Origin of the sequence: Halomonas sp. CnH100-B (assembly GCF_024124605.1) — a bacterium.
GTDB lineage: Bacteria > Pseudomonadota > Gammaproteobacteria > Pseudomonadales > Halomonadaceae > Vreelandella.
This window is the reverse complement of the sequence record NZ_JAMXRX010000004.1, coordinates 336438-352300: the sequence shown is the minus strand read 5'-3', so window position 1 is coordinate 352300 and position 15863 is coordinate 336438. Positions and strand designations below refer to the sequence as shown.

13 protein-coding genes and 1 pseudogene are annotated in these 15863 nt (G+C 59.6%); 9 read left to right on the top strand and 5 right to left on the bottom strand.

Going from position 1 to position 15863, the window contains the following annotated elements; genetic code table 11:
* Positions 1 to 49: 49 nt before the first annotated feature.
* Both NH398_RS11230 and NH398_RS11225 read right to left on the bottom strand, forming a co-directional pair.
* Positions 50 to 643, bottom strand: coding sequence for a nucleotidyltransferase family protein (locus tag NH398_RS11230; RefSeq protein WP_253018604.1), 594 nt, complete (start codon positions 641 to 643; stop codon positions 50 to 52).
* A gap of 5 nt (positions 644 to 648) precedes the next feature.
* Positions 649 to 1638: an XdhC family protein gene (locus NH398_RS11225; RefSeq protein WP_253018602.1), complete on the bottom strand. Its 990-nt coding sequence runs from the start codon at positions 1636 to 1638 to the stop codon at positions 649 to 651.
* Positions 1639 to 1806: 168 nt separating this feature from the next.
* Here NH398_RS11225 and NH398_RS11220 point away from each other — a divergent pair, with 168 nt between their 5' ends.
* From NH398_RS11220 to paoC, 3 genes are read left to right on the top strand one after another with little or no spacing between them, the layout of a single operon-like run.
* A complete protein-coding gene (locus tag NH398_RS11220; RefSeq protein WP_159343518.1) occupies positions 1807 to 2373 on the top strand; it encodes a 2Fe-2S iron-sulfur cluster-binding protein in 567 nt (188 codons plus the stop codon).
* Positions 2370 to 3320 carry a xanthine dehydrogenase family protein subunit M gene (locus NH398_RS11215; RefSeq protein WP_253018600.1) on the top strand — a complete coding sequence of 317 codons (951 nt, stop codon included), beginning with the start codon at positions 2370 to 2372 and terminating at the stop codon, positions 3318 to 3320. Before NH398_RS11220 ends, NH398_RS11215 begins: the two co-directional genes overlap by 4 nt.
* A 3-nt stretch (positions 3321 to 3323) precedes the next feature.
* Complete coding sequence (gene paoC / locus NH398_RS11210) at positions 3324 to 5507, top strand: aldehyde oxidoreductase molybdenum-binding subunit PaoC (RefSeq protein ID WP_253018598.1); 2184 nt, start codon at positions 3324 to 3326, stop codon at positions 5505 to 5507.
* A gap of 37 nt (positions 5508 to 5544) precedes the next feature.
* On the opposite strand, the gene NH398_RS11205 is transcribed toward paoC, so the two are convergent.
* A complete protein-coding gene (locus NH398_RS11205) occupies positions 5545 to 5961 on the bottom strand; it encodes a PaaI family thioesterase (RefSeq protein WP_253018597.1) in 417 nt (138 codons plus the stop codon).
* A 171-nt stretch (positions 5962 to 6132) separates the two neighbouring features.
* The gene (locus NH398_RS11200; protein ID WP_253018595.1) at positions 6133 to 8307 is read right to left on the bottom strand and encodes a malate synthase G; all 2175 of its coding nucleotides are present in this window, start codon (positions 8305 to 8307) and stop codon (positions 6133 to 6135) included.
* A 219-nt stretch (positions 8308 to 8526) separates the two neighbouring features.
* Here NH398_RS11200 and NH398_RS11195 point away from each other — a divergent pair, with 219 nt between their 5' ends.
* Both NH398_RS11195 and NH398_RS11190 read left to right on the top strand, forming a co-directional pair.
* Positions 8527 to 9519: an alpha/beta hydrolase gene (locus NH398_RS11195; RefSeq protein ID WP_253018593.1), complete on the top strand. Its 993-nt coding sequence runs from the start codon at positions 8527 to 8529 to the stop codon at positions 9517 to 9519.
* On the top strand, positions 9516 to 10103 hold the full coding sequence (locus NH398_RS11190) for an NAD(P)H-dependent oxidoreductase (protein ID WP_253018591.1): 588 nt from the start codon (positions 9516 to 9518) through the stop codon (positions 10101 to 10103). Before NH398_RS11195 ends, NH398_RS11190 begins: the two co-directional genes overlap by 4 nt.
* Before the next feature lie 10 nt (positions 10104 to 10113).
* On the opposite strand, the pseudogene NH398_RS11185 reads toward NH398_RS11190, so the two are convergent.
* A pseudogene (locus NH398_RS11185) lies at positions 10114 to 10776 on the bottom strand (ATP-binding protein); the annotation flags it as partial.
* Between the two features lie 141 nt (positions 10777 to 10917).
* Here NH398_RS11185 and NH398_RS11180 point away from each other — a divergent pair.
* Genes NH398_RS11180 through NH398_RS16815 form a run of 4 tightly spaced genes read left to right on the top strand, consistent with a single transcriptional unit; the run spans position 10918 to position 15488 of the window.
* The gene (locus NH398_RS11180; RefSeq protein WP_253018589.1) at positions 10918 to 11598 is read left to right on the top strand and encodes a TnsA endonuclease N-terminal domain-containing protein; all 681 of its coding nucleotides are present in this window, start codon (positions 10918 to 10920) and stop codon (positions 11596 to 11598) included.
* The gene (locus NH398_RS11175) at positions 11591 to 13519 is read left to right on the top strand and encodes a Mu transposase C-terminal domain-containing protein (RefSeq protein WP_253018587.1); all 1929 of its coding nucleotides are present in this window, start codon (positions 11591 to 11593) and stop codon (positions 13517 to 13519) included. The genes NH398_RS11180 and NH398_RS11175 overlap by 8 nt, the downstream gene beginning before the upstream one ends.
* On the top strand, positions 13516 to 14400 hold the full coding sequence (locus NH398_RS11170) for a TniB family NTP-binding protein (RefSeq protein ID WP_022521282.1): 885 nt from the start codon (positions 13516 to 13518) through the stop codon (positions 14398 to 14400). Before NH398_RS11175 ends, NH398_RS11170 begins: the two co-directional genes overlap by 4 nt.
* Positions 14400 to 15488, top strand: a complete 1089-nt coding sequence (locus NH398_RS16815; RefSeq protein WP_081139052.1) for a TniQ family protein — start codon at positions 14400 to 14402, stop codon at positions 15486 to 15488. Before NH398_RS11170 ends, NH398_RS16815 begins: the two co-directional genes overlap by 1 nt.
* Positions 15489 to 15863: the final 375 nt, after the last annotated feature.

Here is a 15863-nt window from a genome sequence, read left to right as displayed (position 1 = left end):
ATAATGTTTATTAAATGGTTTCTTTGATAATCGAATGAGCGCTTAAACGCTAAAGGCAGACAAGCGCGTCTGGCGTATCGATATCGAACAGAGTGCCCGCGTCGTCGACGTCATGCGTATGGTAGTGGGATGGGTGGTGCTGAATCAGCGACTTAGCGCCCGTTTCGCCTCGTAAATGCGCTAGTTCCGGCCAAAAAGCCCGGCCAAACAGCACCGGGTGACCGGGCTGCCCGCCGTAGCGCGGCCGCCAGATGGTGTCGCGGGTGGCCTGCTGCTGCAGTGCCCGCAGCGTCGCGGGGTGAATACGCGGCATATCGCCTAGCAGTACCGCCACCGCCTTGCTGTCGTTCAGGCGGCAATCACCGCCTAGCGCCGCCACCGCTTCGGCCAAACTGGCGCCCAGCCCCAGGTGCGCTTGGCGCAGCCGAATCAGCGGCGTGCTGGCAGCCAAGCCAAGCTGAAACGCGTCGTCCCCCTCACGAATTGCGACCCGTACCTGGCTAAACGCCTGCTCGGTGCGCGCAACGGTGGTGGCCAACAGCGTTCGGCCATCGGCAAGACGCTCCTGGCGCTTATCGGCCTCGCCATAGCGCCGCGAGTAGCCTGCCGCCATTATCAGGGCGACGACGTGGTTAGCGCTCATGGCGATTAAAGCTCATCGACGGCCTTACCGTGCTGCACCCGTACGATATCCGCCATCACTGCTAGGGCGATTTCCGCCGGGGTTTTACTGCCCAGCGCCAGGCCAATGGGCATATGCAGGCGCTTCACCTGCGCTTGGGTGAGCCCGCCGGAGCGTATCAGCCGCTCTGCTCGGGCGGTGGAGGTGCGTTGAGAGCCCATCACGCCAATATAGAACGCGGGGGTACGTACGGCTTCCATCATGGCCAAGTCATCGATGCGTGGGTCGTGGGTGAGCGCCACCACTGCCGTCGCCCCATGGCAAGCGCCGGAGGCGATGTGTTGGGACGGCAGCTGTGCCTTAACCAACGCGCCGGGCACGGAGAACTGCGCACAGGCGGTGGCGTCCGGGTCGCAGACGATCACCTCGAACCCGAGCGTGACGGCAAAGGCCGCACAGGGGGCGGTAATGGCGGAGATACCCGCAATAATTAACCGCCTGGCGGGGGCAACGCGCAGGTAGATGCGCTCGGATTCCCCCTGCACCTGCTCACGGTAAACTCGCGGGCCAAGCGAGGCATCCTCGTGAAAGCCAACGCGCCCGCTGGGGAGGTCGACATGGCGCACCAGCGGCTGCTGGCCGTCTAGCGTCGCCAGCAGCGTAGTAAGATGCGCTTCGGTGGCTTGGGTGGCGGGCAGGCGCTCAATCAGTACTTCTAGGATACCGCCGCAGGGCAGCGTCACGTTAGCCCCTTGAACGTCGTCCGGGTCGCCATAGCGGATGACCGTCACCGGGCGCTCAAACGCCCCCTCTTTGACGCGCTGGAGAAAGTCCTCCTCCACACAGCCCCCGGACAGCGAACCAATGGCCTCTCCCGCTTTGTTCACCACCATCCAGGAACCCGGCTCGCGAGGAGAGGAGCCAAAGGTCGCCAGCACCGTGCAGAGCCAAAAAGAGCTGCCCTGCTGGCACCACGCCAGGGCGTGTTCAATCACCTGCCGATCCAAGTGTTGCATCAATGTCGCGTCCTTTCGTGAGTCACCCTGCCCGCTTAGCGCGGGTCGTTGCGCTAAGCGTAGCGCAGCCGCTTGGTACGCGTCAGGTCGCTGCCGCCGATTTATGTCTATGCTGAAGGGGCGAGACCGTCGATAAGCAACAGCAATGAGCAGGGAAGGCACCGATTTATGAACGCTTCAAATAGCGCTGAACAGCGCCGCGATCAGGCACCGCAAGAAGTGCCGCGCTCGACCGTGACGCTGGTGGTGAATGGCACCCAGCACACCTTAACGCTCGATAACCGCACCACGCTGCTGGATACCCTGCGGGAACATCTAGCGCTCACCGGCTCCAAAAAAGGCTGCGACCACGGCCAGTGTGGCGCCTGCACCGTGTCGGTGAATGGCGAACGCATCAACGCGTGTCTCACCCTGGCAGTGATGCACGAAGGTGACGAGATTACCACCATCGAAGGCCTGGGCACGGTAGAGCAGCTAGACCCTATGCAGCAGGCGTTCGTGGATAACGACGCCTTCCAATGCGGCTACTGCACGCCGGGGCAGATCTGTTCGGCCAACGCCGTATTGCAGGAGATCGCCGCCAATATTCCCAGCCATGTCACGGCGGATCTCACCGCGCCTATCGAGATCACCGATGCCGAGATTCGCGAGCGGATGTCGGGCAACCTCTGCCGCTGCGGCGCTTACGCCAACATCCTCAAGGCCATTACCCAGGTTGCCAAGGAGCGCGCATGAGAGCCTTTTCCTACGAGCGGGCGGCTAGCCCCGCCGAAGCAGCGGCCCGCGCGGCCGAGGTGCCGGGCGCTAAATTCATTGCTGGCGGCACCAACCTGCTGGATTTAATGAAGCACGAGATTGAAACCCCGCTGCACCTAATTGACGTGCGCGGCACCGGTTTAAACGCCATTACGGCTACGGAAGAGGGCGGCCTGCGCGTGGGGGCGATGGTCAGCAACAGCACCCTGGCGGCCGACCCACGCGTGCGCGAAGCCTATGGCGTGTTGAGCCGGGCGCTGGTGGCGGGGGCGTCTGGCCAGCTGCGCAACAAAGCCACCACCGGCGGCAACCTGCTGCAGCGCACGCGCTGCCCCTACTTTTACAACACCGCCATGCCCTGCAATAAGCGCTCACCGGGCGCTGGCTGCGCGGCGCTGGGAAAAGGCGCGACCACTCGGCAGCTCGGCGTGATTGGTACCTCTGATGCGTGCATTGCCACGCACCCCTCCGATATGGCGGTGGCGCTACAAGCGCTGGATGCCCGCGTGGAAACCGTTACCCCCGAGGGCGAGACCCGCAGCCTGACACTGGATGCGTTCTACCAGCTGCCCGGCGATACCCCCGAGGTAGAAAACGTCTTGGCCAAGGGCGAGATGATTACCGGGGTGGTGCTGCCCGCGCCGATGGAAGGGCGCCATGCCTACTTCAAGGTGCGCGACCGCTCTTCGTACGCCTTTGCGCTGGTCTCAGTGGCGCTGATTCACGCCCCGGACGGCACGGGGCGTGTGGCGCTGGGCGGCGTGGCCCCACGGCCCTGGCGGCGCGATGCGGCGGATGCCGCGCTGCCCCAAGGCGCAGCCGCAGTGATGGCTGAGCTGCTGGATGGTGCCCGCCCGACAGAAGAGAACGCCTACAAGCTGACCCTGGCAGAGCGAACGCTCGCCGCGCTGCTGGCCGAGGAGTAACCGATGGATTTCAATCAATCGACCGACGATAACCTGTTTGACCGCGCCCGTATTGTCGGCAAGCCCCATGCGCGCATCGATGGCGCGCTCAAAGTGACCGGCCAAGCCCCCTATGCCTACGAGCGCCATGACGTAGCGGCCCACCAGCTGGTGGGCTACCCGCTATGTGCCACCATCGCCAAAGGGCGCATTACCCATATGGATGCCACGGCTGCCCGCGCCGCGCCTGGGGTGGCCGCGGTGGTCACCACTCTAGAAATAGAATCGCTGGCGCAGGCCAAAAGCAACGTGGCGCGCCTGTTTGGTGGCGATACCGTTGCCCACTACCATCAAGCCATTGCCGTGGTGGTGGCCGACACTTTAGAGCAGGCGCGAAGTGCCGCCGCGCTGATTGAAGTGCGCTACCAAGAAGAGCAAGGCGTATTTGATTTAGACGTCGCCTGGGAGCAGCAAACACCCGACGAGCCGCTCTCTGATGTGGGCGATGTGGACGGAGCCTTTAAAAGCGCAGCGGTAACGCTGGATGAGGTCTACCGCACGGCCTCCCAAAGCCACGCGATGATGGAGCCTCACGCTTCCATCGTGGATTGGTCGGATGGCGGGAAAATGACGGTTTGGACCTCCAACCAGATGATAGCCTGGACCCGCAAAGCGCTGGCCAAGACCTTCGCTATCGACCTCGAGACCATTCGGCTAGAGAGCCCCTACGTGGGCGGCGGCTTTGGCGGCAAGCTCTGGCTGCGGGCAGATACCGTGCTGGCTGCCCTGGGTTCTCGGGCGGCCGGGCGGCCGGTTAAGCTCGCGCTACCGCGCCCTCTGGTGTTCAACAACGCCACCCACCGCTCCGGCACTGTTCAGCGCCTGCGTATCGCCGCCGATGCCGAGGGCCGGATTACCGCCTTCGACCACTCAGCGTTCTCCCATACGCTGCCCGGCGGCAGTGGCGAGAATCCGGTCAACCAAACCCGCGCCTTTTACGCCGGGGCAAGCCGCCGCGTGGCCCATACGGCTATCGAGATGGACCTTCCCGAGTCGGCGGATATGCGCGCCCCCGGCGAAGCCTCTGGGCTTGCCGCGTTGGAAATCGCCATGGACGAAATGGCCGAGAAGCTGGGCATGGATCCGGTAGAATTTCGCATCCTCAACGACACCCAAGTCGATCCGGAAGACCCCAGCAAACCGTTTAGCGACCGCCACTACGTAGAGTGCCTGCAAAAAGGGGCCGAGGCGTTTGGCTGGAAGGCGCGCAACCGCACCCCAGGCGGCCAGCGGGAAGGGCAGTGGCTGATCGGCCACGGCATGGCAGGGGCTTATCGCGGCGCGCCCACCATGGATTCCGGCGCCCGGGTGCGTTTGCAGGCTGGGCGCTTGGTGGTCGAGACCGATATGACCGATATCGGCACCGGTTCGTACACGATTATTGCTCAAACCGCCGCGGAAGCCATGGGGTTGACGCTAGAGGACGTGGAGGTACGGCTGGGCAACAGCGACTACCCGGTCTCGTCGGGTTCCGGGGGGCAGTTTGGTGCTGCCAGCGCCACCGCCGGTGTTTACGCGGCCTGCCTGAAGATACAAGAGGAGATTGCCCAGCGCCTTGGTATGAACTCGCCGCGGTTTGAACAGGGCCGGGTGATCGCAGGCACCACGGAGGTAGCGCTTGCGGAGGTGGCTGATGGCGAAGAGCTGGTCGCAGAAGACACCATCCACTTTGGCGACTTCAAAGACACGCTGCAAATCGGCACCTTCGCGGCGCACTTTGTTGAAGTGGCCGTACACGCCCATACCGGCGAAACCCGTGTGCGCCGTATGCTGGCGGTGTGCGACGCAGGGCGCATTCTCAACCCGGTCACGGCGCGCAGCCAGGTGATTGGGGGGATGACCATGGGCGTGGGCAGTGCCTTGATGGAGGGACTCACCCCCGATGTGGAGCGCGGCTTTTTCGTCAACCACGACCTCGCCAGTTACGAGGTGGCGGTGCATGCGGACATTCCGGAGCAGGAGGTGATTTTTTTGGACACCACCGACGCCGCCTCGACGCCGCTCAAAGCCAAGGGCGTGGGGGAGCTGGGCATCTGTGGCGTGGCGGCGGCCGTGGCGAATGCGATCTATAACGCCACCGGCATCCGCGTACGAGACTACCCGATGACGCTGGATCGACTGATTGACCAGCTCCCCAAAGTGAGTTGAGCGCGTTAAGGCATGAACGGCCGCGCTGTTCGGCCGCCTAGGGGGTATCCGGCAGCGCATAGCTAGCGGTGACATGCACCACGGGGCGCGTGTCATCGCTGGCGGAAAAGATTTGCACTTCGCCCACCGCCAAGCGTCGGCCCAGCTTGATCAGCTTGGCGTGGGCAATAATGTCGTGGTCACCGGAGGCTGCGCGTAAAAAGTGGCAGTTTAAATCGCTGGTCACGGCCATCGCTTCGGGGCCTATTTGGGCGAGTATCGCCACGTACAGCGCTACATCCGCAAAGCCCATCATGGTGGGGCCGGAAACGCGGGGGCCAGGGCGCAGGTGCTCATGGCCAATGCTTAGGCGCATGGTGGCGCACATCTCTCCAACGCTCACTATCTTACCCATACGCTGGGGAAAGACCTCATCCAGGAAGTGCTCAATCTGCTCGGCGGTCATCACGGTCATTGTTGTTATTCCTCGCTATTTTTCTTATAGGCACGGGCCTGATGCTGTAGGCAGGTCGTAGAAAGGGGGTTGCCCGCAGTACCACCTTGCTTTTACGTTAACGTAAGCCAGCATAAATAAAAAAGCCCCAAGGCGCGAGCCTTGGGGCTGGGGGCTATTAAGCGATAGGGCTTACTTAGCCTTGTGTACCTGACGCCATGCGTGCAGGAGCGGCTCGGTGTAGCCAGACGGCTGTACGCGGCCCTTGAACACCAGGTCAGAGGCAGCTTTGAACGCGGTAGAGCTTTCAAAGTCGGCGCTCATGGCGGTGTACGTGGGGTCGCCGGCGTTCTGCTCATCAACCACTTTCGCCATGCGCTTGAGGGTTTCCTCAACGCGGGGCGCATCGACGATGCCATGATGCAGCCAGTTGGCAATGTGCTGGCTGGAGATACGCAGCGTGGCGCGGTCTTCCATTAGGCCAACGTTGTGAATATCCGGCACTTTCGAGCAGCCAACGCCGTGTTCCACCCAGCGCACCACGTAACCCAGAATGCCCTGGCAGTTGTTATCCAGCTCTTGCTGAATCTCTTCCTCTGACCAGTTGGCGTTTTCCGCCACAGGCACGCTCAGCAGGTCGTCTAGGAAGTCCGGCTCGCCTTGGGCCTCCAGCTCGCGCTGAACGTCGGCCACGTTCACCTGATGGTAGTGCAGGGCGTGCAGGGCAGCAGCGGTGGGGGAAGGTACCCACGCAGTGTTGGCACCGGCTTTCGGGTGACCAATCTTCTGCTCCAGCATGCTGTGCATCAGGTCCGGCATGGCCCACATGCCTTTACCAATCTGGGCGCGGCCACGCAGGCCACAGGCCAAACCAACCTGCACGTTGTTCTTCTCGTAGGCGGTGATCCACGCGGCGCTCTTCATATCGCCTTTGCGAACCATCGGGCCTGCTTCCATGGCGGTGTGCATCTCATCACCGGTGCGATCCAGGAAGCCGGTGTTGATGAAGACCACGCGCGAGGTCGCTTCGGCAATACACGCTTTGAGGTTCACCGTGGTGCGACGCTCTTCGTCCATGATGCCCATTTTCAGGGTGTCACGGCTCATGCCCAGGATGTCTTCGACGCGGCCAAACAGTTCGTTGGCGAAGGCGACTTCTTTCGGGCCGTGCATCTTCGGCTTGACGATATACACCGAGCCTGCGCGGGAGTTGCGCGGCTGGTCGGCGTCTTTCTTCAGGTCGTGCAGGGCCAGCAGCGAGGTGACCACCGCGTCCAGAATGCCTTCCGGCAGCTCGTTGCCGTTTTCGTCCAGCACCGCAGGCGTGGTCATCAGGTGGCCCACGTTGCGCACGAACATCAGCGAACGGCCCGGCAGTGTGACGGTGTTACCGTCAGTGGTTTGCCAAGTGCGGTCGGCGTGCAGCTTACGGGTGAAGGTTTTGCCGCCTTTTTCGATGGTCTCTTCCAGGTCGCCCTTCATCAGGCCGAGCCAGTTGCTGTACACACCGACTTTGTCTTCAGAATCCACCGCCGCGACGGAGTCTTCGCAGTCCATGATGGCGGTCAGCGCGGCTTCAACCACGACGTCTTTGACGTGCGCCGGATCGGTCTTGCCGATGGGGTGGTTGGCATCGACCTGGATCTCCAGGTGCAGACCGTTGTTGGCCAGCAGAATCGAATCGGGCGCAGAGGCGTCGCCGTTAAAGCCAATCAGTTTGCCAGCGTCTTTCAGGCCGGTTTCACGACCGCCTTCCAGGCTGACGACCAAGTGGCCGTCGCGGATGGCGTACTTCACCGCATCTCGGTGTGAGCCAGTGGCCAGCGGGGCGGCACGGTCCAGCACGCCACGGGCGTAAGCGATAACTTTCTCGCCACGTTTCGGGTTGAAGCTGGTGCCTTTTTCCGCGCCGTCCTCTTCGGAGATGGCGTCGGTGCCATAAAGCGCGTCGTACAGGCTGCCCCAGCGGGCATTGGCCGCGTTCAGAGCGTAGCGGGCGTTGCTCACCGGTACCACCAGCTGCGGGCCTGCTTGCGTGGCGACTTCGCGGTCAACATTGGCCGTGGTGGCTTTCACGCTATTCGGCGCGTCTACCAAGTAACCCGCTTCTTTCAGGAAGCTGCGGTAAGCGGGCATGTCGCTGACCGGGCCGGGGTTTTCACGGTGCCAAGCGTCCAGCTTCTCTTGCAGCGTGTCGCGCTCTTCGAGCAGCTGGCGGTTTTTCGGGGTCAAATCGTGGAACAGAGCATCGACACCGGCCCAGAAGGCGCTTTCGTCGACGCCGGTGCCCGGCAGAGCCTGCTCGTTGATGAAACGATCTAGGTCGGCTGCCACCTGTAAACGGTGACGCGTGATACGCTCGCTCATGGGGTTCTCCTGTGAAGGTGCCCGTGGTTGATTAGAGTGCCACGGTCAGGGTAAATGGTGATTTATGGAAAATACTTCCACACCTGCGCGGGCATGTAAACAGCGTAGACCCTAAAGCGGTAAAATGCTCGACCAAATGATAAGAGCGGGCGCCACCGCCGCTGTTATTTAGTGCTGTTACTCAGCCCATGGAAGTGTGGTGTTCACGGAGAGACGTTGATGCATAATTTCCAACACTTGGAAGGTCTGTTTCGGCAGGCGCAAGGTGAGACATCGCTCTCCCGTTTGACCCCGGGCGATGCGCTCACGGAAGCTGTGCATGACTACTTTCGCCACTACGGCTTAGAGGCGCTGCTCAACGACACCCGCGACGTGCACGCCGGGTTTATCGATACCGGACGGTTCGCGCTGTGGTGCCAAGTTTGGAGCCCGCCCGCACCCACCGGCACGGCCTTCGTCATCCACGGCTACTTTGATCATCTAGGCTTGTACCGCCACTTGCTTCGATGCCTGCTGGCGAAAGGCTGGCGCGTGGTGCTCTGGGATTTGCCGGGTCACGGGCTCTCCAGCGGCCCTCGGGCGGAAATCGAAGATTTCGACGATTACCAGCACTGCCTGTCACACCTCCAGGAGACGCTGCAAACCTTAGACATGGCACCAACACCGTGGCTGGGCGTGGGCCAAAGCACTGGCGCGGCGATTCTCGCCACCGATGCGCTCACCCGCCGCGACACGGCCGGCTGGGCAGGCATTGTGCTGTTGGCACCGCTGGTGCGCCCCTGGCGCTGGAGCCAGGCCAGCTGGCTGCATTTAATTGCCAGCCCCTTTGTAAAAGAGCTGCCGCGCAAGTATCGCCCCAACTCCACCGACGAGCAGTTCACCGCCTTTCTACGCGACCAGGACCCGCTACAGCCAGAACGCTTAAGCGTGGCCTGGATCACCGCCATGCGCCGCTGGATGCCGCGCCTATTGGCGCTTGCGCCCAACCCGCTGCCCACGCTCATTCTGCAAGGCGAGCAGGACCTGACCGTGGACTGGGAGTGGAACCTTGCCATTCTGGCGGAAAAATTCCCCAACGCGGAGATTCACCGCCACCCGGAAGCGCGCCACCACTTGGTGAACGAAGCCGAGCCGATTCGCCAAGTGCTGTTCGAAGCGCTCGACCACTTTATCGACAACGTGCATGAAACCCCATCAAAGGAGAAGCCATGACCACCCCCACATCCCCAAAAGTCCTGGTGTTTGCGGGTAGCGCCCGGGAAGGTTCGCTCAATAAACGCCTCGCAAAATACGCCGCCCAGCGCATCGAGGCGTTAGGCGGCAAGGCCACGTTTATCGATTTAAAAGAGTATCCCTGTCCGCTGTTCGATGAAGATATCGAAGCGCAGGGGATGCCGGAGAACGTGCTGAAACTGCGTGAGATCTTGGCGGACCACCAGGCGCTAATGATCGCTTCGCCGGAGTACAACGGCTTTATCACGCCGCTGCTGAAAAATACCCTGGACTGGCTTTCACGCCCCTACGGGGACACGCCGGGCTTGGGGCTCTTTGCCGGTAAGTGGGCGGCGCTCGTCGCCGCTTCCCCCGGTGGCTTGGGCGGCATTCGCGCGCTACCGCTAGGCCAGCAGTTACTGGCTAACTTGAGCCTCACCGTGCTGCCCCAGCCGCTGTCGCTCCCCAAAGCAGGCAGCGCTTTTAACGACAGCGGCGCGCTGAACGACGAGGCCACAGGCCAAAAGCTGGATGCGCTGTGCCAACGCTTAGTCGACTCTCTCGCGGCGACACATGCCAAATGACGAAGGGGGCTTATGCCCCCTTCAACAGTCGGTCCAACTGCCGGTAGCCGATGGCTTCGATAAAGTGCGGCTGGGAGGGTTTGGGCTCACCTTGCAGGTCGGCCAGGGTGAGGGCAACGCGTAGCACGCGGTGGTAGGCGCGGGCGGAGAGCTTGAGCTTTTCCAGCACGCCTGCCAGCCAGGCGCGCTCTTCATCATTGAGGGCGCAGGCGGCTTCCAGCGCTTTACCGCTGAGCTGGCTGTTGAGCGCGCCCCGGGTCATTTGCCGCTCCCGAGCCGCCATCACCCGCTCGCGCACCGCGCTGGAGGGTTCGCCCTGAGTTTGTGCGGTGAGCTGCTCTGGTGGCAGCGCGGGCACTTCCACTTGCAGGTCAATACGATCCAACAGCGGGCCAGAGAGCCGTGCCTGATAGCGCTGAATTTGGCTGGCGCTGCACTGGCAGCGCTGGCGTGGGTCGCCCAGATGCCCGCAGGGGCAAGGGTTCATCGCGGCAACGAGCTGAAATTGAGCGGGATATCGGCGCTCATGGCTGGCGCGGGTGAGATGAATTTCCCCTGTTTCTAGGGGTTGCCGAAGGACCTCCAGTACGTTGCGGGAGAACTCCGGCAGCTCATCCAAAAACAGCACGCCGTGGTGCGCTAATGAAATTTCACCCGGTTTGGGTTTTGAGCCGCTGTCATTTTTAGCAATTAATGCGACGCTCAGCGCGTAATATCGGGCTATTATGATAGTCTGTGCAGGATTGAATGCGACAGAATTAATAGCAATTGATGCGACAGGTCACGTTTTATTCAACATTTGGTGCGACTGCTCATGCCACTGCCTACATCTGTTCGTAATATCGGCCCTACCCGACGAAGTGTGTCTGGCTACTATGCCTTTCGCGGGGAGGAGTCTATTGCGTTCGAGTCGACGCTCGAACGTGATTTCCTCATCAAGGCTGACTTTGATGTAAGCGTCCTTGGCGTGATTTCCCAGCCGTGCGAGATTCCGTTTCATCATCCCGTGACCGGTAGGCGCTACACCTACACGCCGGATTATTTGGTTTATTACCGTCTCGGTAACCGTGATTACAGGGATTACCCAAAACCTCTCCTGGTGGAGGTCAAACCACGGGAAAAGTGGCAAGCACATTGGCGTGAATGGTCGCCTAAATGGAAGGCGGCGATGCGGCATGCCAGCAACGAGGGGTGGTCGTTTAGCATTCATGACGAGAGCCGCATTCGTGATAAGACCCTGGACAACATCACCTTCTTGGCGCGCTACAAACGAATGGTGTTTCCCTCGGTTGAAAGCCAGGCAGTGCTCAATACGGTGAGGGAGATGGGGGTGGCGACCTTGGATTACCTGCTGTCTCGGCACTTCATGGGTGACATTTACCGGGCAGAGGGCATTGCGCACTTATGGCACCTGCTAGCGACTCGGCAGCTAGATTGCGATATGGCTCAATCCTTTAGCCCTCTATCAGAGGTGTGGGTACCCGATTATGAATAATCCTCGTGACAACATAACTGAACCCAGTAACGGTGTTGCCCAAACACGCCAACACTTGCAAATCACGGTGGGTGAGCAGGTTCAGAAAGGTGACACCGTTTACCGAATTTCTCAGGTGCTCGATTTTGAGACGGTCATTGGTATTGCCGTTGAGTCCGGGCGTAGTTGTCCGCTTCGCATCAGTGAATTAACCCCTTTTCATAGCGGGCCTGCTCCCCTTGAGCAGGATTTGTCTGAGATTGGGGATGCCGATTGGCGAGAGGCTGAGCATCGCCTTTCCATCATTAAGCCCTTGGTGGATCGTCATACCGTAGGGCGAGATGCAGCGGAAGAGCGTGCTAAACAAACAGGCGTGGATACGGCCACGATCTACCGTTGGTTGAAGCGGTACAAGGCGACAGGCTCGGTGCTTGCTTTGATTCCTCAAAAGCCAGGGTGGAAGAAGGGTAAGTCGCGTATCCCTGCGCATGCCGAGGCGGTCATTCAGGAAGTCATCAAAGACGTGTACCTGACGCTGCAGCGTCCCTCCGCGCAAAAAGCGGTACAGGAAGTGATGCGGCGTTGCCATGAACGGCGCATCGCCCCGCCGAGCCCTGGTACCGTTCGTGCTCGTCTACGTGATATCCCAGAGCGTGACCGGTTGCGTGGCCATGGCTTTAGAGACAAAGCCATTAATAAGTTCCAGCCAGCGGCCGGGAAGTTTCCCAATGCGGACTATCCGCTAGCGGTCATGCAGATTGACCACACGCCTGCCGATATTATTTTGGTCGATGACGTGCATCGCAAACCGATTGGCCGACCATGGATCACGTTGGCCATGGACGTGTGCACTCGGGTAGTCACAGGCTATTACTTATCGTTCGATCCACCCTCTGAAACATCCGTCGGCATGTGTGTGGCTCAATCAATGCTGCCTAAAGATGAATGGTTGCTGCTGCATAACGTGGAGGCTGAGTGGCCGGTATGGGGCACGCCCGCCACGATTCATGTCGATAACGGCCCCGATTTTCGCTCAGAAACGTTTCGGCGCTCATGCCTAGCCTATGGAATCAACCTTGAATTTCGGCCTGTTAAGCAGCCTCGTTACGGTGGCCACATCGAGCGGTTGCTGGGCTCTCTTCTCAAGGAGGTCCATAACCTGCCTGGGACGACCTTTTCCTCCATTAAAGAGAAAGAGGGATACGATCCAGAGAAGCACGCGGCCATGACGAAAAGCGAGTTTGAAGAGTGGCTGGTGACGTTGATTTGCAAGGTTTACCACCAGCGCCTTCATTCTGGGATTGGTATGTCGCCGATGAAAAAGTGGGAAATTGGTGTGTTTGGCAATGCGGATGTGCAGGGAGTGGGATTAGCGCCGAGGCCTGCTGACAGGCTCTCTGTATTGCTCGATTTTTTGCCCAGCTTTCAGCGTACGATCCAGACCTTTGGTGTGACCATCGATGGCATAAACTATTACGATGAAGCGCTAAGACCTTGGATCAATGCCAAAGATCCAGACATGCCAGACAAGAAACGCACCTTTGTTTTCCGGCGCGACCCTCGCGACATTAGTGTCATTTGGTTCAAAGACCCGGAGCTCGGGCACTATTTTCGCGTGCCCTTTGCCAATCTTGCCCTCCCCTCGATGAGTGTTTGGGAGTATGCCCAAGCTAAAGCGCGCCTTCGGCAGGAAGGAAGAAGCTCGGTCAATGAGACTGAAATTCTACGCGCTATTAGTGAGCTGCGAACCCATGTGGAGGAGTCGCAAGCACGTACTAAGCGAAGTCGCCGTCAGGCACAACGACGTAAAGAGCATGAGAAGAAGGTGACGCCTGCAGATCCCCTTTTACATGCGCCCTCAACTGCGGCCCCTAAAGAGACACCCGCTCAAGGGGACGGTCTTTTAACGGGTGATATCGATGTGAACTGGGACATAGCATGAGCACACACCTTCATCCTGATCTTCGTCACGTCTTGGGGCTGTCCGCTAAAGAGCGAATGGAGTTTATGGATCAACCGCGCTGGTTGGGCTATCCATTGGCCAATCGTGTCATTGAGGTCATGCGTGGGTTGATGGAGAAGCCCAGTCGTCCTCGTATGCCTAACCTCTTGCTCGTGGGTGACTCCAACAACGGAAAGACAACCATCGTTCAACGGTTTCGTAAGCAGTACGGTGAAGGCTACGTGAATGAAGACGTAGAGCCCGTGAAGCCTGTTGTTGTCACTCAGGCTCCCCCGAGTGCCGATGAGAAAAGTCTGTATATCGCAGTGCTAGAGAGTTTCTGGGCTCCCTACCGGCCTACAGATCCTGTTCCCAAGCTGCGCTACCAGGTGATTCATCAACTGCGTGCTTGCCATACGCGCTTACTGATCATCGATGAGTTTCACTCTCTGTTAACCGGTGGTGCTGTTAAGCAGCGCGAAACGATGAATGCCATTAAGCTTTTATGCAATGAGCTAATGATTCCCATCGTTGGTGTGGGGACGCAAGATGCTGTGCGTGTGCTGCATTCAGACCCACAGCATGCGAGTCGCTTTGATGTGGTCGCGTTACCAAAGTGGGAGCTCAATCAGGAGTTTCAGAAGCTGCTCGCTGGCTTTGAGAAGATATTACCTCTCAAACATCCTTCCCAACTGCATGAGCCCCAATTGGCGACCCAGCTCCACGCGATTTCTGGCGGTAATTTGGGTGACCTGCACCGGCTGCTGATTGAGTGTGCAAATGCCGCTATTTTGTCTGGAGCTGAGTGCATCGATGAGAAAATTATTCAGAGTAAATCATGGGTGCGGCCCACCCGTGGCATTAGGGAAGTGATGCTGTAATGACCTGGGCGCTGAGTGTGCCCCTGCTGCCTGAGGAGTCCCTTTCATCATGGCTCGTTCGGGCGGCGTTGCGACAGGGGTGTGATCCTTTGTCGCTCACCGGGGCTATTTGGCCAACATGGCGTATATGGACGAGGGACATTGATAGGGAAATACCCCTCGCAAGAATGCGCCCATTAGTGAATGCCTCGGGGATATCTTCCGCTAAGTTTCAGAAAGCGGGGATGCGGGACGATTGTGAGAAAGTGGTCGGTTACTCGTTACCGGAAACCCGGACTTGGCCCTGGTTGTTGGCACTCGGCAGCCGAAATCGAACCCGCCATGGAGGACAACAGGTATGCACGTTGTGCTTGGCAGAGGACTCAACCCCCTACTTGCGCCGGCACTGGCGATTCGCTTGGCACACTGGGTGCCGCTTTCATGGGGTGCAGCTGGTAGATGAGTGCCCAGCATGCAAGGCCCCTATAGAGCCCCATCGCCTGACAGCGGAAGATCAACATTTAGCTCAATGCAGCCGGTGTCATAACGATTTTAGAAAGGCGGTATGCACGTCGCCTTTACCTGAAGCGTTCAGTGTTCAAGTGATGGCTGATCGTGTGTTAGAACAGGATAAGGTGACGTTTAGGCAGGCCTCTATCGCACCCGCCGATTGGTTTTCTATGGTGGCCTTTTTTATTGGCGTTATACGGCGTGCAAGTCGGCGGCCTGTGTCACCCCTGGCCGATGCGCTTCTTTCATTGGGCATTTCGGTTACGGATTGCCGAATGCCTGTGTCTGGCCTGGCGTTTGAGCTGCTGGCTGTCAGCGAGCGTAGTGCCTTATTGGTAGCGTTGGAACGCTTGCTCAGTATGGGCCTTGAAGAAACGTTCAGCGTTCTGGTCGCGTGCAATGTCAAAACGAGCGCGCTTCATGATCCCCGAAGGTCGCCCCCCGTTGTGTTGTTGCCGCTGCTATCACGGTTATCTCACCACCCTCATGGGCCGCATCGCCGCCGTGTTCCCCCGGCTTGTCGCCCCATGTCGGAACGCGCTGTTAGAGCCTCATGGGCGCGTTTAAAACGCAGAATGAAAGCGGAGCCAACCTCTTGAATCAACACCAAACGGTCGACTGCCATGAGTGTGGCCGAGAAGTCTCCAAATTGTGGCGACGCCATAAAGGGCACGGCTACTGTTCAACTTGCTATGCTCGTGTGTTTAAGCGGCGGATGTGCCCACGATGTGGTGAGTTAGCCCGTCTGCCTAAGAATGACCCAGACGCCGTCTGTCGTCAGTGCAACGTTGACAAACCGTGTGCACGATGTGGAAAAGCCAGTTCAGACTACAACATCGGCAAGGTCACTCCCTACGGCCCTGTCTGTATCGCCTGCGCTCCCTATTTCAAAGAACCAGAGCCCTGCGAGGCGTGTGGGAAAGCATCTCAACGTCTTACCCGAGTGGCGCGTATGGGGCATGATCATCGCTTAT